This is a genomic window from Pseudomonas sp. Lb2C2 (genome assembly GCF_052112205.1).
Classification (GTDB): Bacteria; Pseudomonadota; Gammaproteobacteria; order Pseudomonadales; family Pseudomonadaceae; genus Aquipseudomonas; species Aquipseudomonas kilonensis.
On sequence record NZ_JAUTYW010000008.1, the window covers coordinates 176,601 to 194,495 of the forward strand.

Genomic DNA, 17,895 nt, shown 5'->3' on the forward strand with positions numbered 1-17,895 from the left:
TCTCTTCAGAAGGAATAAACCACCTGTCCGACCAACGACGCTTGCATCCGTCGCTCCACAATCGGACTGCGGGCTGCGTCGCCGGCCAGGTACTGCACGGCCAGCACCGTCGATACGCTCCACTGTTCGTCGAGCGGTAATGACCAGGTCAAGTCCGCCCCGCGACTCACCAGCCCGCCATGGGTGTCGTGGGCCCGGAACTGACTGCGCGAAGCCTGGGCGGCGCTGACGCCATACCAGGTACGGACATAGTCGCCGTCGCCAAACTGACTGTTGAGGCTGCCCATGAGCTTGCCATGGCTTCCCTCGTAAAGCGGCATGCTGATGCTCAGTTTCAGCCGGTTCCAGGCGGAGCCGGTATCACGGTTGTCGTCATCTTCTTCCAGCGCATGTTCGAAGCTGGCCTCAAGGACGATAGGCCCCATTTGATAGGTCCCATCCAGCCCCAGCACCGGCCTGGACTTGATCGAGCCCATGCCGTTGAGTTCATCCGAGCCTTTGAACCCGCGCTTGCGATCCTTGCGCACATCGCTGGCACCGATGTACACGCGCAAACCGAAGTCCTCTTCGTCAAACGCCCAGCCCACGCCCTTGTCGGTATCGAGAAAAACGCCATAGGGGCTGACGATCTTCGCGCCCAACAGTGGCGCCACGACGCGTTCGTCACTGCCACTGTAACGGGGCACGCTGGCGGCGCCGGCCCGCAAGCTGTAACGCCAGTCTTCGGCTTGCGATGAGTCGCAGAGCAGAAGCAGGCCACATGAAGTCAACGACAGACACAGCGAACGGAACATGGGAGCACCCGGATGGAAGTTGGATGCGCCCATGCTAGGCAGTTGCCGACGGGCAATCTTTGACAGTTTTGTCGGGAAATTGTCAAAGAGTGTGAAGCGACCTAACGACTCAAATCCAGGCGTTCATGCCACTGGGCAATGGATTCCTCAGGATAAAAGTCGAACTGCTGGTCGCCGGGATGCGCCTCGACTTCCACCCACGGTGCCTTGGAGCCGAGCATCAGGTGGGTGTGCTCCGGCGGTACCGGCAGCGGTGTGTCGATGGCCGAGGCAAACGGGTGAACCAGGTCCGGCCATTCGGGGCTGAACAGCCATAGCCCTGAACCGCACAGGGCACAGAAGTGCCGTTCGGCACTGCTGCGGCGGGCGCGTTTATCGTCTTCGTCCTTGAGTCGCGCATGGTAGATCGAGATGTGCTTGCGACCGCGCACTTTCAGGCTTCGGGCATCGCCCCCCAGGTTGATCGCAAAGCCGCCACCGCCCTGGGTCTTGCGACAGATCGAGCAGTAGCAGCGCTGGTAAGGATAGGGGTGGGCACTGTCGAGGGTGAACGACACCGCGCCGCAGTGGCAGGATCCTTCTAATTGCATGGGGAACCTCCAGTGGGATTGGAAATGACTCAGTACAGCCTAGACAGTTTGTGTCTTGACAGTTGAATTGAAGGTGACCATGCGACCGCCTTCGCGAGCAAGCTCGCTCCCACAGGGGATTTTCTGTGTAGATACAATTTGTGGACACTGAAGATCAACTGTGGGAGCGAGCTTGCTCGCGATGAACGATGACACGGTCTAGCGGCCGGGCACCCGCCACAAATACCACGCCGCCACAGTCCGATAAGGGCTCCAGGCCAGGCCGATCTCAACCATCTGCCTGCGGCTGGGCTGTTGCGCCAAGCCCTTGAGCCGTCGATAGCCTTCGCGTACGCCAAAGTCATCGGCCGGCAGGATGTCTGGTCGCTCCAGGCTGTAGATCAGCAGCATCTCCACGGTCCAGCGTCCGACGCCACGCAAGCTGATCAGGCGCTCGATCAATGCTTCGTCCTCCATCGCCCGCGCTGTGGCGTAATCCGGCACGATGGCGTCCAGCGTCGCCTGGGCGATGCCCTGGATAGTCGCGATCTTGCCGGCGGAAAATCCGCAGCTGCGCAGTTGCGCAAAGTCCGTTGCCAGTATCTGCTCAGGCCTGGGAAACGAGCCCGGCGTGAACAACGCCAGCAGCCGACCCAGAATCGCATCGCCTGCCTTGGCGTGCAGTTGCTGGTAGGCAATCGCCCGCACCAAGGCTTCATAGGGATCGCGGGCCGGCTTGGGCTGCAGCAGGCAAGGTCCGATCGTCTCGACGTGACGTCGCCAGTCTTCATCGAGGCTTGCCAGCAAGGCGCTGGCGTCGTGGTAGGGCACAGGCATCAGGTGTTCGTTCTCCAGGGCGTTCAAAACGCCAGGGGCAGCGAAACCTGCACGGCGGCTTTTTCCAGCCGCAGCAGAAACGCCTTGCGCGGTTGTCCGCCACCATAGCCGGTCAACGAGCCATCCGCGCCGATCACCCGGTGGCAGGGAATGACGATGGCCAGGCGATTCTGCCCGTTGGCCAGGCCCACGGCGCGGCTGGCACCAGGGCTGCCGAGGGCCGTGGCGACGCCACCATAGCTGCGGGTTTCGCCGTAGGGGATCTTTTGCAGTTCAGCCCAGACCCGCCCGGCGAAGGCGCTGCCAGGCATGTGCAACGGGACGTTGAAGACTGTGAGTTTGCCGGCGAAATACTCGGCCAGTTCGGTTTCGATCTGCTGCAAATGAGCGTTGTGCCCCGGCGCAACGGTGTAGCCGTAGCGTTGCTGCAGCTCTTCCAGCTCCTTGGTCAGGGCCGGACGGTCGAGGAACTCCAGCAGCACCAGGCCCCGTCGTTCGGCCATGGCCAGCATGGGACCCAGCGGTGTGGTCAGGCGGGTGAACAGCAAGGGTTCGCTGAGGGCAGCGCGACCCGGGGTGATGTGGAAGGATTTCACGAAGGCCTCACGAAACCCGCTCAACGATTCATAGCCGGAATCGAACGCGGCATTATCGATGGACGTGCCGTCCTTGATGCCGCCCAGGGCAATGCCCAGGCGGCGGGTACGTAGGTAGGCGTGAAAGGTCATGCCGAAATGTTGCTTGAACCAGCGCCGCAATTTCAGCGGTTCGATGCCTTGCTCCAGCAGAAGGGCGTCGGTCCAGCGCAGGTCGGGTTCGGCGTCCACGGTTTTGAGCAGGGCCTGGATCCAGTCGGGTGCGATGGCGGCGGCGTCCAGCGGCTTGCAGCGCAGACAAGCCCGGTAGCCGGCCGACATGGCTTCGTCGGCATGGGCGAAGAACTCCACGTTCTCCGGCTTCGGCTTGCGCGCGGTACAACTGGGGCGGCAGAAAATGCCGGTGGTCTTGACCGCAGTGAAGAACACCCCCTCGTAGGCGGTGTCTCGTTCGAGCATGGCGCGGACCATCTCGGCATGGGGCGGGAGCAGCGAGTCGTGTAGGTTCATGGGGCTGAGCATAGAACCGTGCCCGGGACGACTCCACCGAAAAATCGACAGGGAATTCTCCGGGCACTTGGTCGGATGCTCACGAACAAAAGTGGAACCTTTGAGTCTTAAAGGTTCAACCGTTGTTTTTGTCTTTCGGAGACATCATGTCCAAACATAAGAAATCCCTCATTGCCGTTGCTGTCTGTGCCTTGGCCCTTGGTGCCTCGGCCTTGCTGCCTGCCGACCTGTCGCCTATCGGTTCGAGCTATGCCGCAGGCAATGGCGGCGGCGGTGGTGGTGGCAATGGTGGGGGTGGCGGTCACGGTGGAGGAAACGGCGGCGGCCACGGTGGTGGCATCGGCGGAGGGCAGGGCAATGGCAAGTCCAGTGACTCCAGCGGCCTTGGCAAAGGACTGGCCAGCGACCATGTCGGCACCCGCACCCGCGATCATGGCCTGAGCGGCAAGCACACTGGCACTACCCGCACCGATCGCACCAGCAAGTCCTCGCTGACTTCGACCATCGCCAAGGACCGTGATACACGCGGCCTGACCAAGGCGTCGGCGATATCCACCGCTACCCCAGGTACCCACAACACCAAGGGCCTGACCAACGCGACCAGCTCTTCGATCAAGAACGACCGCTGATCGCTTGAAAAAAAGCCGCGACGCCTGTTCAGGGCGTCGCGGCTTTTTGTTTGTCTGTTTCGCCTTGCCCGAAGTCGTCAATACTTCCAGAACACCGGCGTGAACAACACCAGTACCGTCAGGATTTCCAGTCGCCCCAGCAGCATGCCAATGGTCAGCAGCCATTTGGCCGAATCCGGCAGCGTCGAGAAGTTGCCCGCCGGCCCGATGATCGTACCCAGTCCGGGACCGACGTTGCACACGGCGGTGGCCGCGCCGGTCAAGGCTGTTGTCCAGTCCAGGCCGATCAGCGCCAGCCCCAGGGCGATAGCGCCGATGGTGATGGTGAAGAAAAACGAAAACGTCAGCAGCGAGCGGACGATCTCTTCGTCGATGGGGTGGTTGTTGTATTTTTTTCGGATCACCGCCCTGGGGTGGATCAGTTGTTTCAGGCTGCCCATGAGCAGCGCCCCGGCGACTTGAAAGCGAAAGATTTTCAACCCGCCGGCCGTGGATCCCGAACAGCCGCCAACGAACGTCAAGTAAAAGAACAGCAACAGGGCGAAACTGCCCCACAACGTGTAGTCACCCAACGCCACGCCGGTGGTTGTGACGACAGAGGTAACGTTGACGGCCACGATGCGGACCGCGTCCCACCACTCATGGTCGCTGTTCAGGCTCAGCCAGGTACCCACCACGAGCCAGGTAATGACCAGAAATCCGATGAACCCCCGAACTTGTTGATCCTTGAGCAACGCGCGCCTGTTTCCCCGCAGTGTCGCTACATACAGCGTAAAGGGTAGCGATCCGGCCATCATGACAACGACTGATACCCAATGAATAGCCGGTTGAGGCCAGTGCGCCAGGGACGCATCGGAGGTTGAGAAGCCCCCGGTGGAAATCAACGACATTGCATGGTTGATCGCCTCGAAGGGCGTCATGCCGGCCAACCACAAGGCCAGGGTGGCGAGGGCGGTCAATCCGATATAGATCCACAGGATGTAGTTCGCCGCGACATGGGAGCGCGGTGTGACTTTCTCCGACCAATCCGATGATTCGGTCTGGAACAGCCGCATGCCGCCGACCCGCAGCAGCGGCAGGATCGCCACGGCCATGCCGATGAAGCCGATCCCACCGAGCCAATGCAACATCGAACGCCAGATCAGCAGGCCGGGAGACGCTGTGTCCAGCCCGGTCAGAATGGTCGAGCCTGTGGTCGTGATGCCGGACATCGTTTCAAAAAAAGCGTCGGTGTAACTGATGTGTTGGATAAACACCATCGGCAGAGCGGCGAAGGCACACACGAACACCCAGCTGGCGGTTGTCAGCAAGTACATTTCCCTGGGGCGCATCTGGACATGTTCCGGTCGTCCACGGGCGACCAGCGCGATACCACAGACGAAGGTAATCAGGCTCGACCAGAGAAACGCCGACAAGTCATCGTTGCGCTCGTAGAGCATCAGCGTGAACAGCGGAATCGCCATGCTGATCGCCAGGGTAATCAGGAAAATGCCGAGGATGAAACCGATGAGACGCAGAACCGCAATGGACATGAATAACGCCTGATTCAATGAGCCGCACAGTATCGATTTGGTGAATCGACCCGCGCGTAAAGTTTGCGTAAAAAAATGAGCGGTCGCGCTCGTCGACAAGGCAGTTTTCTTCAATACCACCAGAGCCGGGCCCACTACCTTGGGGGCTCTTTCCTAGAATGAAGAAGATAAGTGATGAGCTTGATACTTTCCATGGCCACTTTTGCTTTGGTGGCTTCCATTACACCCGGTCCGGTCAATATCGTTGCCCTCAGCTCCGGGGCCCGATACGGGTTTCGTGCCACCCTGCGCCATGTCGCCGGGGCCACCCTCGGGTTTGTCCTGTTGCTGGTGCTGATGGGGCTGGGCTTGCATGAAGTGTTGCAGCGCTGGCCTGGTCTCACACGAGTGGTGCAATTGGGCGGCGTGGCGTTCCTGTTGTTCATGGCCTGGAAACTGGCGATGGATAATGGGCACCTGGGCGGCGAAGACGAGGGGCGGGCGCCTTCGATGTTCTATGGCGCGCTGATGCAATGGCTCAATCCCAAGGCGTGGCTGGCCTGCGTGGCTGGGATGGGGGCATTCGTGGCCGATGGCGAGGCGCGGCTGGTGTGGCAGTTTGCGGCGATCTACCTGGTGATCTGCTACGTCTCGGTGGGTTGCTGGGCCTACGCCGGGAGTTTTCTGCGCACCTGGCTGGGTAATCCGGCGACCATGCGCCTGTTCAATCGGGCGATGGCGGTGTTGTTGGTGGCCAGTGCGGTGTATTTATTGTTGCCGTGAGCAGAAATGGCGGCAATCCGGGCTTTTGAGACGAGTGCTGTTGTGGCGAGGGAGCTTGCTCCCGCTCGACTGCGCAGCAGTCGCCCAGAATCGAGGGCTACTGCGTAGCCCAGCGGGAGCAAGCTCCCTCGCCACAGAGGTCCACCTGTTTTTGGTCCAAACAAGGTGGGGGGACAGTATCAACCGCGATATTGCCCGGGCGTAGCCGCCAGGTGTTGCTTGAAGGCGCGCTGGAAATGCGCCTGGTCGGCAAACCCGCTGTCCAGGGCCACGTCGGCGATCAACTTGCCTTCACGCAATTGGTGCCGGGCAAACTGGATCCGGCGGTTGACCAGGAAGGCGTGGGGCGTCATCCCGTAATGGCGCTTGAAGGCTCGGCTCAGGTAGGACGGCGACAGTTGCGCGGCGATGCAGATGTCTTCGAGCTTCAAGGCTTCGCTGCAATGGTCGTGGATGAATTGTGCTGCACGCATCAGCCCTGGATGGCTGCCCCGGTCTGGACGTCCGGCAGGGTTGAGCCGTTGTTGCAGGTCAATGAAAAACGCCTCGGCGGCGGCGTGCTTGTGGGCGGTGTCCAGTTGCTCGTCCACCAATTGCTCATACAGCCGTCCCAACGCGGCAAACAGTTCCGCGTCGCGGCTGTGCGTGGTGGCGAAGCCCTGGAAATCCAGGTTTTCGTCAAAGCCGATACGGCGCTGCAGGTCCCTGAGCCACAGGGTGTCGACGTACAACATCACGTAGGACCACGGCTGATCGTCGATCGGGTTGCACGCATGGACGTCGCCGGGGTTCATCAGCACCACCGTGCCGCTCTCCACCTGGAAGTTCGAGCGTTCGTGAAGATAGGTGCTGCGCCCGGCGGTGATCGCGCCGATGGAAAAGTGGTCATGGGAATGGCGCGAGTAGCAGACCTTGCGCCCATCGCCGATGGCCCGGGCTTCGATGAAGGGCAGGGCCGCGTCGCGCCAGAAGCGTGGGGCGTCGTCATGGGGGGCGTGCTTCATCGGTCAGCGTCCTCGTCTTGAACCTTGAGTGGCAGTGTATTAGCCCTGGCAGGTAAATGCCCGTTGGATTTAGCCGTTCGGTTTGAATGGCAGGGGTCCTGGACTAGACTTCGTGAAGTCCTGCCAATGGAGTTCCCGATGCTTGTGCCACGCAAACCGGACGACGAAGCCGCTCGCCTCAAGAATCTGCACTCGCTCAAGCTGTTGGATACCGCACCCGAAGAGCGGTTTGACCGCCTGACCCGCCTTGCCCGACGTCTGTTTGACGTGCCCATCGCGTTGGTGTCGCTGGTAGACGCCAACCGGCAATGGTTCAAGTCCAGCGCGGGCCTGGACGCCAGCGAAACTCCGCGGGAGATTTCCTTCTGTGGGCACGCGATTTTGCAGGACCAGATCCTGGAGATCTGCGACGCGGAACAGGACGAGCGCTTCCACGACAACCCCCTGGTCACGGACAGGCCTGGCATTCGCTTCTACGCCGGGCATCCGCTGGGGCTGGAGGACGGCAGCAAGCTTGGCACGTTGTGCCTGCTCGACACCCGGCCACGCAAACTCAATGACGAAGAGCGCGAACTGCTGCGCGATCTGGCGCGCATGGCCGAGCAGGAAATGGTCGCGGTGCAGATGGCGAGCATGGACGAGCTGACGCTGTTATCCAATCGGCGCGGCTTCAGGACGTTGGCCCAGCATGCGTTGAATGTATGTGATCGCCTGTCGCGACCGGCGACGTTGCTGTTCTTCGACCTCAACGACTTCAAGCCGATCAATGATCGTTATGGACATGCCGAGGGTGACAGCGCGCTGAAAACCTTCGCCGATGTGCTGCGTATCGCCTTTCGCGAAAGTGACGTGATCGGGCGCCTGGGCGGTGATGAATTCGTGGCGCTGCTCACCGGTTCTTCCCATGTCGAGACAGCGGTAATCATGGTGCGGCTCAAGGAAATCCTCGATGAGCGCAATGCGATGTTGCAGCGAGGCTATGACATTCGTTTCAGTGTTGGCCAGATTGAGTACGACGCCGAGCGCCATCAGTCGATCGACACGCTGCTGGCTGACGCAGATACGGCGATGTATGCGCAGAAGCAGGCGCTTCGTCGCCATCGCCCAGTGTGATGCCGTGACGGCCCACCCTGGGCCTCAATCGCTGTGGGGGGCAGACCCCCGTCGGGACAATTGAAGTACTAAACCAGGCTCTGCTCTCTTGGCTGAGAGCGTCCAGCCATGGGCCTGGGCGATTTCCTGGCAGATCGTCAAGCCCAGGCCGGCGCCATGGTCGCGGCGATGGGGCCCGCGCCAGAAACGAACGAACAGGTGTGGCAGTTGCTCCCGATCCACCCCGGGGCCCCAGTCGCGTACGCTCAGGTTGTCCTTGCCAATTTCCACTCGCACCTCAGTGCCTTGAGGGGCGTGTTGGATGGCGTTTTCCAGCAGGTTCTTCAACAAGGTGAAGAGGGCGCTGCGATCCGCCTGCCATGGGTCAGCAGCGATAGGGGCCTGGGCCAGCACCAGACGTACGTCGACGGCTTCGGCCATGCGCTGCAAATAGTCGGTGGCCTCCCTCGCGACATCTGCCAGTTCGACCTCGGCAAATAGATAGTTCTGGGCCTCACTGGCTTCGGTCAGGAGCAGCAGTTGCTGGACTTGACGGGTCATGTGGGCGACGTCGTTGAGCAGCGCGTTGCGGTCGTGGCTGTCTTCCATCAATTCGATTTGCGCGCGTATCAGCGCCAGCGGTGTCTTGAGCTCGTGCGCCGCGGTTGCCAGAAATTCCTGCTGGATCCGGTAGCCATTTTCCAGGCGCTGGAGGACCCGATTGAAACTGTCCACCAGTGGCACGACTTCGGACGGGATGCTGCTGACCTGCAAGCGTGAATGCAGGGAGCGAGGCGAGATGGCCGCGGCCGATTCGGACACCTCGCGCAAGGGCTTGAGCGTATAGCCCACGGTGATATAGGCGCAGGCGGCAAAGACGAAGAGCATCACCAGGCTGAACAGGACGATGCCGGCCCCCATGAATGGCAACGCGAATGCGCCGTGGAAGAGGTCCATCAGCCGTTCGCTGACGGCAAGCTGCAGGAACCAGGTCTTGCCGTCGTGTTCGACCGGCGCGGTGGCGCCATACATCAGAATGCCCTCGCGCTTGAACTTGAACGGTTCGTGCTCTGAAGGGCGCACCGCGGTGCTTGCAGGCCAGAAGGTTGTATCGGTGGACGTCAGGACCACGTTTGCCGAGGTGTCCAGCACGCGGTATCCGATGTCCTGCTGCATGCTTTCATAGGTCCAGACTCGATCGGCCTCGCTGCGGTCGAATCCGACCGGGCGTCCAGCAGGATCGAACTGGAGTTTTTGCGCCAACTCCTGGGTGCGCTCGGTTATGTTCATGACCAGCAGGATGTCGCTCTGTGAGGTGACGAGGGCCAGGGCCATCAACACGATCAGCAGGATGCTCAACGCCACGCCGGCAATATAAGCCAGCAGCACCTTGAATCTGAGACTACTCAGCCACGTCGACCTGGCGCAGCGCATAACCAAGACCTCGCAGGTTGACAATGCGTTGGTGGGAGCCGATGGCAAGCAGCTTGCGGCGGATACGGTGAAGGGCCACGTCCAGGGCGTTCGGCGTGACCGCCTCGCTCAAGCCCCAGCCTGCTGCCTCTATCGTCTGACGGCGGACGATCTCCCCAGGTTTGCGCAACAGCAGCAACATGATCTGCATTTCCGCCGGTGCCAGGGCAATGCTTTGATTGGCGCAGCACATGCTGCCGGTGTCGGGCTGCAGGCTCAGGTCGCCATGGCTGGGCGCCAGTGGGCGACAGTCCACGGGGCGTCGCAACAACGCTCGCACGCGCGCGACCATTTCATCCATGGCGAACGGCTTGGGCAGATAGTCATCCGCGCCAGCATCGAGCCCCTGTACCCGATCATGCAGGGCATCCCGTGCCGTGAGCACCAGGCAAGGTATGCCAAGCCCGGCGCTGCGCAGACGCTTCAACAAGACGAGCCCGTCGCCGTCCGGCAAGCCGCGATCGAGGATCAGCGCCTGGTAGGGCACACGCTGGATGGCCGTCCACGCGCCATCCATGCGGTTGATCACATCGACGGCGATCCCCGCATTCGCCAGGCCCGTGCAAACCAGGTGCGCCAATCGTTCGTGGTCCTCGACCAGCAGAATGCGGCTCATCAGAAGCGGTACAGGTCGCCGAACAGCGCGCTGTTTTCGGTAGAACTGTCTGCCTGCGGACTGCCCTTGATCTCACGGGCGAGGCGCGTCGCCTTGATAGCGAGGAGCAGAGAGTGGTGCTGATCGAACATGTCGTTTCCCCGGAGGCCAAATTCGCTATTGAGGGCAGGCTTGCCCTCATAGGCCGCGCGATCGATGCGGGCCTCACTGTCGCGCACGCCAAAATAATAATCGACGTTTTTTTTGTCCTGCCACATCGCCGTGACTTGGAGCGTGAGCGTGATGGGTTCGCCGAGCGCATGCCTATCGTCGAGCACGTTCTCTTACCGGATACTTACCGATATCTGCCGAAGGCTTGATCTTAGGTCCCGGCAGCCCGGGCCTTTGGCGAAAGGCCCGGATGTGTGCTCAAACGATATCGTCGATCAGGATGTGGTGCTGTCCGCGGCTGCATCGTTCGATCCGCGCCTCGACCTTGTAGACCTTGCGCAGCATCGACTCGGTAATCACCTCAGCGCTCGGGCCGCTGCCCTGGGCGGTGCCGTCGGCAATCACCAGCACCTGGTCGGCGAAGCGCAGCGCCTGGTTCAGGTCATGGGTGGCGATGAACACAATGACTTCGCGCTTGCGCGCCAGGGCACGCATGAAGCCCAGCACCTGGACCTGCCGGTGCATGTCCAGGGCGCTGGTCGGTTCATCCATCAGCAGGATTTCCGGTTCGCGCACCAGGGTCTGGGCGATCGACACCAGTTGCTGCTGCCCGCCGCTGAGCTCACCGAGGTTGCGGAACGATAATTCGGTGATGCCCAGCGCGGCGAGAATGTCGTCCACCAACTTCAGCTCATCATCATGGACGACCCAGCCCGGCGTGAGCTGCTTGCGCGCCAGCAGAACCGACTCGTACACCGTCAGCCGGGCGCTGGCGTTCAAGCCCTGGGGCATGTAGCTAATGCCTTGCGGCCCCTTTTTCGAACCCTGCAAGAGCACCTGTCCAGGACCTTCGATCAATCCGGCCATGCGTTTGAACAAGGTGGATTTACCCGCCGCGTTGGGGCCGACCACCGCCACCACCTGACCGCCGACAAAGGCTGCCGTGGTGACGCCATGAATGATCGTGCGCTGGCCGTAGCGGGCACCGAGGTTCTCCAGCTGGATCGTTACCATGAGTTTTTCTTCCCGCCGAGAATCAAGGAAATGAAGAAGGGCACGCCGATCAGCGACGTGACCACGCCGATGGGGAAAATGGCGCCGGGGATCAGGGTTTTGCTGATCACCGAACTGGCGGACAGAATCAATGCACCGGTCAACAAAGACGCTGGCAGGAAGAACCGCTGGTCTTCACCGATCAGCATTCGCGCGATGTGCGGGCCGACCAGGCCGATGAAGCCGATGGTGCCGACAAAGGCCACCGGGAACGAGGCGAGCAGGCTGACCATGATCAGCGTTTGAAAGCGCAGGCTGCGCACGTTGATGCCGAAACTCGCGGCCTTGTCATCCCCCAGGCGCAGCGCGGTCAAAGCCCAGGCGCGGCGGGCGAAAATCGGCAGGGTGACCAGGATCACCAGGCAGATCACCCCGAGCTTGGGCCAGGTGGCTTTGGTCAGGCTGCCCATCGTCCAGAACACTACGGCGGCCACGGCTTGTTCGGTGGCGAAGAATTGCACCAGTGCCAACAGCGCGTTGAAGGTGAACACCAGGGCGATGCCGAGCAGCACGATGGTCTCGGCGCTGACACCGCGGCGCAGGCTCAGGAAGTGGATCAGCAAGGCCGACAGCATGGCCATGATGAACGCATTCACCGGCACCATGTACTGTGCCGCCAGCGGGAACAGGGCCACGCCAAACGCCAGCCCCATGGCCGCACCGAAACTGGCGGCGGCGGAAATTCCCAGGGTGAACGGGCTGGCCAGCGGGTTGTTGAGGATCGTCTGCATCTGCGCGCCGGCCAGCGACAACGCGGCGCCGACCGCAACGGCCATCAGCGCCACGGGCAAACGGATGTCCCACATCACCACACGCACCTGGGGCGATGCGCTGTCTGGCGAAAACAACGCGCCCAGCACTTCGTCGAGGCTGTAGCGCGCCGGCCCGAGGGCCAGATCCAGCAGGACGCTGCAGATCAGCAGCAGCGCGAGCCCACCGAGGATGAGGCGCTTGCGCAGCACCAGGCGCCGGTAGGTGTCACGTTGAACCACCAGGGTTTCGTTCAGCGAGCTCATGGCGTGACCTCTGCCGGGCGCAGGCTGACGGCGTAGCCCGGCTCATAAGGTACCGGCAAGAACTGCTCATGCAATTGGCGGAACGCGGCATCCGGATCCAGGTCGGCAAACAACGTCGGGTGAAACCATTTGGCCAATTGCTGAATGGCCACGAACTGATAGGGGCTGTTGTAGAACTGGTGCCAAATGGCGTGGAAAGCCTGGTCGTCCTGGGCCTTGATGCCGGCATAAGCCGGTCGCTGGGTGTACCACGCGAGTTTTTTCCTGGCTTGGGCCATGTCCGCACCCGGGCCGACGCCGACCCAATGGCCACCGGGAGCAAAGGCTTCCCAGTTGGCACTGGTGATCACCACCTGCGCCGGGTTGGCGACCACCACTTGCTCGGCATTCAACTGGCCGAACGTGGTGGGGATGATGCCTTTGGCGATGTTTTCGCCACCGGCCATTTCGACGAACAGGCCGAAATTCTCGTTGCCGAAGCTCAGGCAGCAATCATCGGTGTAGCCGCCGATGCGCTCGATGAAGACCTTTGGCCGGGCGGGGTGGTGCGCTTCAATGACGTCGGTGACACGCCGAATCTGTTGGTTACGAAACTCGATGAAGGCCTCGGCACGGGCTTGTTTGCCGAACAGTTGGCCGAACAGGCGCATGGTCGGCTCGGTATTTTTCATCGGGTTGTTGCGAAAGTCGACGTAGACCACCGGGATGCCCAAGGCATCGAGCTTTTCGATGTAGCGCGCGTCCTCGGTGGCGTGCTGGGCTTCGATATTGAGAATGATCACATCCGGACGCTGGGAGATCGCCTGCTCGATGTCAAAGGTGCCGTCCTCGAACCCGCCAAAGGTCGGGATCCTGGCGATGTCGGGAAAGTTGCGCAGGTAGGCGCCGTAGGTGTCCGGATCGGACTGGATCAGGTCCTTGCGCCAACCGACGATACGTTCGATGGGGTTTTGTGTGTCCAGCGCCGCGACCAGGTACAGCTGGCGGCCTTCGCCGAGGATGACCCGTCGAACGGGAAGATGAACCTTGACCTGGCGCCCGAGCAGGTCGGTCACGGTGCCCAGGGCTGGATCCGCATCGGCGGCAAGCGCAGGGCGTGGCGTCAGGGAAAGAAATGACACACCGAGCAGCCCGGCGAACAGCAGTGCGGTGAGGGTGTGACGGCGGCGAAAAACGGTAACCATGGTTCATGCCTTTACAAAAGCCGGACCGGACAACGGCGCACGGCGCCGCTGCGGAGCGGGCGTTTCAGAAATCAACGGTGGCGGACAACAGCAGCGTGCGCGGTGCGCCTTGGGAGAACGCGCCATAGGACGCGACACCTGACCAATACGCGCGGTCGAACACGTTCTGCACCGTGGCGCGAAAGGTCGTGGGCCGCTCGGCAATGCGCGTGGCATAGCGGGCGCCGACATCGAAGCGGGTCCAGGCATCCAGTGCCTGGGTATTGGCTTGGTCGACGTATTGGCGGGCGGTGTAGATTGCGCCACTGGTCAGTGTCAGCCCCTCGATGCCCGGGGTGTCCCACTCGGCCCAGAGATTGGCCTGGACCTTGGGGACGCCCACCGGTCTGTTGCCGCGATTGGTGGCCACGCCGGTCTTGGTCAGTTCCCCATCGAGCAGCGTCACGCCGCCGAGCAGGCGTGTGCCCCGGGCTATCTCGCCCGACAGGTTCAGTTCCACGCCACGGTTGCGTTGCTCGCCCTGGACCGAAAACACCCCGGACGATAATTCGCCGCTGGGCTTCTTGATCTGGAACAGCGCCAGGGTGGCCATGAAGCTGTCGTAGTCGACCTTGACCCCGATCTCTTGCTGGCGGGAAATGTACGGTGAGGAAACTTCCCCGGCGTTGGTGGCGGCGGACGGCGCGATGTCGCCCTTGCTCAGGCCTTCAACGTAGTTGTAGTACAGCGAGACATGGTCCCAGGGCTTGGCGACGATACCGAGCAGTGGCGTGGTTTTGCTTTGGTCGTAGGACGGGGTGACGACGGCGGTGTTGTAGTTGTCCGACTGGATGTTCTGCTGGCGCAGGCCGAGGGTGACTTGCAGGCGTTCGTCGAACACCGACAAGGTGTCGGCCAGGGCGACGCCCGACAGTTCGCTCGCGGAGACTTTCGGCGTACGGGGCTCTGCGAGGCTGGGCCGGGGTTGGTCAATCGGGTGGTAGATGTTCGAAAGGACGGCGGGGCCGGAAATAATCCCCCGGGACAATTCATCGCGATAACGGCTGACTTGCAGTACCGCGCGGTGGCTGACCGGTCCGGTGTCGAAGCCCAGGCGCGCGCCGGCGTCGACGGTGTAGCGCTGGACTTTGAATTTGTAATAACCGGGCTCTGATGACGTATCGCCAGCGGCGTTGATGAGGGTCGGGGTCTGGTCGGACATGCGCTCGACCTCGGATTTTCCGCCGCCGGCGTGGGCAAACAGGGTCAGGTGATCGCTGAGGTCATACTCACCGCCCAGCAACGCCGATTTGTCCCGGGCTTCGGAGCGTCCCCAGTCCTGGCTGACGCTGGTGCGTCCGTTGGCGGCGGAAGGAATCTGCACGTTGGGGGCGATCAGGAAGGGCCGTGATGCGGCGTCGAATGTTTCCTTCTGGTTGATCAGGTCCAGGGTGGTGCGCAGGCGATCCCCTTGGTAATCCAAGGAGATGGCGCTGGTGCCGACCGCTCGGGACTGCTTGTCGATGGCCGTGTCACCCTGTTGGAGGCTGCTGTTGATCCTGATCCCGAACCGGCGTTCGTCACCAAAACGCCGACTGACGTCGAGGTGGCCGCCCAGTTGCGAGTCCATGGCATAGCGGCTGGTGAATCGGGTCAGGTCCTCGTCGAGGGCGCGCTTGGGGACCACGTTGATCACACCGCCCACGGCGCTGTTGGGCGACATGCCATACAACAGGGCGCCAGGGCCCTTGACCAGTTCGATACGCTCGGCGTACTCGGTGAACACCCGGTAATTGGACGCTACGCCGTACACACCGTCGAAGGCCAATTCACCGAGATTGCCTTCCCCCACTGGAAAACCTCGGATGAAGAACGAGTCGACAATGCCGCCCGCCTGGCCGGTGGAGCGCACCGAAGAATCGCGCTCCAGCACGTCGCCCACGGTGACCGCTTGTTGATCCTTGATCATTGTCGAGGTGTAGCTGCTGACGCTGAAAGGCGCGTCCATCACGTCGGTATTGCCCAGCAGGCCAAGGCGTGCGCCGCGGGCGACCTGGTCGCCGGAGTAGCTGGGCGGCAGGCTGGTGCTGCGTCTGCCGGCGGCATCGACGGTGATCGCCGGCAAGGACACCTGGCGCAGCACCAGTGTGTAACTGCCATCGTCACGTGCAACCATCTCCACGCCGCTGTCGGCCAGCAGGCGTGTGAGTGCTTGCGCTGCGGTGTAGATGCCGGAAAGTCCCGGGCTGACCAGGCCTTCGGTGATCGAGGGCTGGAACGACAAGGCAATGCCAGCGGTGATCGCAAAGCTCGACAGGGCGGCGCCGAGCGGCCCGGGGGCGATGTCATAGGTTCGGGGGGCGATGGCTTCCAGTTGCACAGGCACGGCGGCCAAGGCGAACGATCCGATGAGCGTGTTCAAGGCAAGGCTCAACAGCACACTGCGAATGACGGGCTTGGACAGACGATCCGGACGCAGGGGCCGTGCAACGAGCATGGATGGATGACCCTATGGACGAGATGAAATGGTTATTCCTTTCTTTGCCAGTCGAGATCAAAAAAAGTATCACCTGCGCAGCAACTATTTTCTGTGGGGTCAGGCTGGGGTGAGCGTCAGCCAGTAACCGCTCAAGTGGCCGGTGACGAGAACCGGGTAGGTCTGGACCAGCATGTTGAGCGTGCGCTGGGTGTCGCTGATAGGAAACGCACCGGAAACACGCAGCTCGGCGATGGCCGGGTCACAGCGCACGAAGCCTCGGCGATAGCGCGCCAACTCGGCGACGAAATCCGCCAGGCGCATCTTGTCGGCCATCAGCATGCCTTGGGTCCAGGCGCCGACGTTGCGATCTGTCGGGGTCAACCGACCAAAGGCCTGGGACGAGAAGTCAGTGCGCTGCCCGGCGTTGACAATGATCGGCGCGGCCTGGCGAGCATCGGCCAGTTCAATCCGCACAGCGCCTTCGAGTACCGCCAGATGGGTGCGCGATTGCTGTTCGCGAACGGTGAACCGCGTGCCCAGGGCCTGCATCCGACCCTCGCGGGTACTGACCAGGAAGGGACGGGCCTGTGACGAAGGATCCGGTGCGGTCTGGACCAGGATTTCCCCTTCGCGCACCTGGATGAGCCGCTGGTGGGTGTCGAACAGGACGTCGATGGCCGTGCCGGTATTGAGGGTGATGTGAGAACCGTCGGCCAGCGTCAACTCACGACGCTCACCAACGGCGGTGCGGTAGTCGGCGGACCATTGCTGCGATTGCGCCAGTTTCCAGCTGCCCCAACCGGCGGGAACGACTGCCAGCAGCAGCGCCAGTTTGCCGAGGGCCGCGCGCCGTTCGGGACTGCTCGGGCGGTCCAGCGCCGACATCGCCAACGAGCGTGGCAAACCGCCGAGCTTGTTTTGCAACATCTGCGCGCGGGACCAGGCGCGGCCGCGCTCGGGGCTGCTGACTCTCCAGCACTCCCATTCGGCGCGCTCGCTGTCGCTGAGGTCGCGTTCACTCAAGCGCATCAGCCACTCGGCGGCTTCTTCGAGGACCTTGGGGTCGAGCGGTGGCTCATGGCGACGGGTGAGCATTCAGTCCACCAGCATCAGGCACTGCACGAACGCCTGCTTCATGTAGCGTTTGACCGTGATCAGCGAGACGTTCAACTGCTGGGCGATGTCGTCGTATTTCAGGCCGCCGATCTGCGACAGCAGGAATGCCCGTTTGACCGGCGCAGGAAGGGTGTCGAGCATGGCGTCGATGTCGTGAAGGGTTTCCAGCACCAGGAAACGCAATTCGGGGGACGGCACTTCCTGGGCCGGCAAATGCGCGAGCGCCTCCAGGTAGGCTCGTTCCAGGGCCTTGCGCTGATACCAGTTGACGAGGATGCCCTTGGCCACGCAGCTCAAGTAGGCCCGGGGTTGGTCGATGGCGGTGACTTGCGAGGCAAGAATGCGCGTGAAGGTGTCCTGCGCCAGGTCCGCCGCATCCATGGCGTTGCCGAGTTTTTTCTTCAGCGTGGCGTACAGCCAGCCATGATGACCAGCGTACAGCGCTTCGATCACGCGCAGATGATTGTCGTTGTTCGCGGGCAGGGTTTCGCTCATGGCTGCAGC

General features: G+C 62.0%; 18 protein-coding genes. 3 read left to right on the plus strand and 15 right to left on the minus strand.

Annotation, left to right across the window (positions count from 1 at the left end; all coding sequences use genetic code 11):
- Positions 1–5: 5 nt before the first annotated feature.
- The 4 genes from Q7F16_RS23950 to Q7F16_RS23965 form a co-directional block, all read right to left on the minus strand.
- Complete coding sequence (locus Q7F16_RS23950; RefSeq protein WP_409556590.1) at positions 6–794, minus strand: MipA/OmpV family protein; 789 nt, start codon at positions 792–794, stop codon at positions 6–8.
- Between the two features lie 101 nt (positions 795–895).
- Positions 896–1,384 (minus strand): GFA family protein, encoded by a 489-nt coding sequence (locus tag Q7F16_RS23955; RefSeq protein WP_046063970.1) that lies wholly within the window; start codon positions 1,382–1,384, stop codon positions 896–898.
- Between the two features lie 198 nt (positions 1,385–1,582).
- Positions 1,583–2,200 carry a DNA-3-methyladenine glycosylase family protein gene (locus tag Q7F16_RS23960; protein ID WP_046064038.1) on the minus strand — a complete coding sequence of 206 codons (618 nt, stop codon included), beginning with the start codon at positions 2,198–2,200 and terminating at the stop codon, positions 1,583–1,585.
- Between the two features lie 23 nt (positions 2,201–2,223).
- Positions 2,224–3,306: a bifunctional transcriptional activator/DNA repair enzyme AdaA gene (locus Q7F16_RS23965; RefSeq protein ID WP_046063969.1), complete on the minus strand. Its 1,083-nt coding sequence runs from the start codon at positions 3,304–3,306 to the stop codon at positions 2,224–2,226.
- 146 nt (positions 3,307–3,452) lie between these two features.
- Here Q7F16_RS23965 and Q7F16_RS23970 point away from each other — a divergent pair, with 146 nt between their 5' ends.
- Positions 3,453–3,935: a hypothetical protein gene (locus Q7F16_RS23970; protein WP_046063968.1), complete on the plus strand. Its 483-nt coding sequence runs from the start codon at positions 3,453–3,455 to the stop codon at positions 3,933–3,935.
- Between the two features lie 77 nt (positions 3,936–4,012).
- Here Q7F16_RS23970 and Q7F16_RS23975 read toward each other — a convergent pair whose 3' ends face one another.
- Positions 4,013–5,467 carry a TrkH family potassium uptake protein gene (locus Q7F16_RS23975; RefSeq protein ID WP_409556591.1) on the minus strand — a complete coding sequence of 485 codons (1,455 nt, stop codon included), beginning with the start codon at positions 5,465–5,467 and terminating at the stop codon, positions 4,013–4,015.
- Positions 5,468–5,641: 174 nt separating this feature from the next.
- Here Q7F16_RS23975 and Q7F16_RS23980 point away from each other — a divergent pair, with 174 nt between their 5' ends.
- Complete coding sequence (locus Q7F16_RS23980; protein ID WP_046063966.1) at positions 5,642–6,229, plus strand: LysE family translocator; 588 nt, start codon at positions 5,642–5,644, stop codon at positions 6,227–6,229.
- Between the two features lie 179 nt (positions 6,230–6,408).
- Here Q7F16_RS23980 and Q7F16_RS23985 read toward each other — a convergent pair whose 3' ends face one another.
- A complete protein-coding gene (locus Q7F16_RS23985; RefSeq protein ID WP_046063965.1) occupies positions 6,409–7,233 on the minus strand; it encodes a helix-turn-helix transcriptional regulator in 825 nt (274 codons plus the stop codon).
- A gap of 138 nt (positions 7,234–7,371) precedes the next feature.
- Between Q7F16_RS23985 and Q7F16_RS23990 the strand changes: the two genes are divergently transcribed.
- Complete coding sequence (locus tag Q7F16_RS23990) at positions 7,372–8,346, plus strand: GGDEF domain-containing protein (protein ID WP_409556592.1); 975 nt, start codon at positions 7,372–7,374, stop codon at positions 8,344–8,346.
- Positions 8,347–8,370: 24 nt separating this feature from the next.
- Here the strand turns inward: Q7F16_RS23990 and Q7F16_RS23995 are convergent, their stop codons facing one another.
- The 9 genes from Q7F16_RS23995 to Q7F16_RS24035 form a co-directional block, all read right to left on the minus strand.
- Positions 8,371–9,714 carry a sensor histidine kinase gene (locus Q7F16_RS23995; RefSeq protein WP_409556593.1) on the minus strand — a complete coding sequence of 448 codons (1,344 nt, stop codon included), beginning with the start codon at positions 9,712–9,714 and terminating at the stop codon, positions 8,371–8,373.
- A 13-nt stretch (positions 9,715–9,727) separates the two neighbouring features.
- Complete coding sequence (locus tag Q7F16_RS24000) at positions 9,728–10,414, minus strand: response regulator transcription factor (protein WP_409556594.1); 687 nt, start codon at positions 10,412–10,414, stop codon at positions 9,728–9,730.
- Positions 10,414–10,731, minus strand: a complete 318-nt coding sequence (locus Q7F16_RS24005; protein ID WP_409556595.1) for a MipA/OmpV family protein — start codon at positions 10,729–10,731, stop codon at positions 10,414–10,416. Before Q7F16_RS24005 ends, Q7F16_RS24000 begins: the two co-directional genes overlap by 1 nt.
- 91 nt (positions 10,732–10,822) lie before the next feature.
- Positions 10,823–11,578 carry an ABC transporter ATP-binding protein gene (locus Q7F16_RS24010; RefSeq protein WP_409556596.1) on the minus strand — a complete coding sequence of 252 codons (756 nt, stop codon included), beginning with the start codon at positions 11,576–11,578 and terminating at the stop codon, positions 10,823–10,825.
- Entirely contained in the window at positions 11,572–12,633 is a 1,062-nt protein-coding gene (locus Q7F16_RS24015) for a FecCD family ABC transporter permease (protein ID WP_409556597.1), read from the minus strand. The genes Q7F16_RS24010 and Q7F16_RS24015 overlap by 7 nt, the downstream gene beginning before the upstream one ends.
- Complete coding sequence (locus tag Q7F16_RS24020; RefSeq protein ID WP_409556598.1) at positions 12,630–13,817, minus strand: ABC transporter substrate-binding protein; 1,188 nt, start codon at positions 13,815–13,817, stop codon at positions 12,630–12,632. The genes Q7F16_RS24015 and Q7F16_RS24020 overlap by 4 nt, the downstream gene beginning before the upstream one ends.
- Before the next feature lie 64 nt (positions 13,818–13,881).
- Positions 13,882–16,293 carry a TonB-dependent siderophore receptor gene (locus tag Q7F16_RS24025; protein WP_409556599.1) on the minus strand — a complete coding sequence of 804 codons (2,412 nt, stop codon included), beginning with the start codon at positions 16,291–16,293 and terminating at the stop codon, positions 13,882–13,884.
- 99 nt (positions 16,294–16,392) lie between these two features.
- Positions 16,393–17,370, minus strand: coding sequence for a FecR domain-containing protein (locus Q7F16_RS24030; protein WP_409556600.1), 978 nt, complete (start codon positions 17,368–17,370; stop codon positions 16,393–16,395).
- The gene (locus Q7F16_RS24035; RefSeq protein WP_018600473.1) at positions 17,371–17,886 is read right to left on the minus strand and encodes a sigma-70 family RNA polymerase sigma factor; all 516 of its coding nucleotides are present in this window, start codon (positions 17,884–17,886) and stop codon (positions 17,371–17,373) included. It abuts the gene before it with no gap.
- Positions 17,887–17,895: the final 9 nt, after the last annotated feature.

What these genes read in the sequence shown, in the direction of transcription:
- Q7F16_RS23980 (WP_046063966.1), top strand. Translation starts at nt 5,642, where the DNA reads ATGAGCTTGATACTTTCCATGGCCACTTTTGCTTTGGTGGCTTCCATT.
- Q7F16_RS23985 (WP_046063965.1), bottom strand. Translation starts at nt 7,233, where the DNA reads ATGAAGCACGCCCCCCATGACGACGCCCCACGCTTCTGGCGCGACGCG.
- Q7F16_RS24015 (WP_409556597.1), bottom strand. Translation starts at nt 12,633, where the DNA reads ATGAGCTCGCTGAACGAAACCCTGGTGGTTCAACGTGACACCTACCGG.
- Q7F16_RS23975 (WP_409556591.1), bottom strand. Translation starts at nt 5,467, where the DNA reads ATGTCCATTGCGGTTCTGCGTCTCATCGGTTTCATCCTCGGCATTTTC.
- Q7F16_RS23950 (WP_409556590.1), bottom strand. Translation starts at nt 794, where the DNA reads ATGTTCCGTTCGCTGTGTCTGTCGTTGACTTCATGTGGCCTGCTTCTG.
- Q7F16_RS23990 (WP_409556592.1), top strand. Translation starts at nt 7,372, where the DNA reads ATGCTTGTGCCACGCAAACCGGACGACGAAGCCGCTCGCCTCAAGAAT.
- Q7F16_RS23960 (WP_046064038.1), bottom strand. Translation starts at nt 2,200, where the DNA reads ATGCCTGTGCCCTACCACGACGCCAGCGCCTTGCTGGCAAGCCTCGAT.
- Q7F16_RS24000 (WP_409556594.1), bottom strand. Translation starts at nt 10,414, where the DNA reads ATGAGCCGCATTCTGCTGGTCGAGGACCACGAACGATTGGCGCACCTG.
- Q7F16_RS24030 (WP_409556600.1), bottom strand. Translation starts at nt 17,370, where the DNA reads ATGCTCACCCGTCGCCATGAGCCACCGCTCGACCCCAAGGTCCTCGAA.
- Q7F16_RS24035 (WP_018600473.1), bottom strand. Translation starts at nt 17,886, where the DNA reads ATGAGCGAAACCCTGCCCGCGAACAACGACAATCATCTGCGCGTGATC.
- Q7F16_RS23965 (WP_046063969.1), bottom strand. Translation starts at nt 3,306, where the DNA reads ATGAACCTACACGACTCGCTGCTCCCGCCCCATGCCGAGATGGTCCGC.
- Q7F16_RS23970 (WP_046063968.1), top strand. Translation starts at nt 3,453, where the DNA reads ATGTCCAAACATAAGAAATCCCTCATTGCCGTTGCTGTCTGTGCCTTG.
- Q7F16_RS23955 (WP_046063970.1), bottom strand. Translation starts at nt 1,384, where the DNA reads ATGCAATTAGAAGGATCCTGCCACTGCGGCGCGGTGTCGTTCACCCTC.
- Q7F16_RS24020 (WP_409556598.1), bottom strand. Translation starts at nt 13,817, where the DNA reads ATGGTTACCGTTTTTCGCCGCCGTCACACCCTCACCGCACTGCTGTTC.
- Q7F16_RS24010 (WP_409556596.1), bottom strand. Translation starts at nt 11,578, where the DNA reads ATGGTAACGATCCAGCTGGAGAACCTCGGTGCCCGCTACGGCCAGCGC.
- Q7F16_RS24025 (WP_409556599.1), bottom strand. Translation starts at nt 16,293, where the DNA reads ATGCTCGTTGCACGGCCCCTGCGTCCGGATCGTCTGTCCAAGCCCGTC.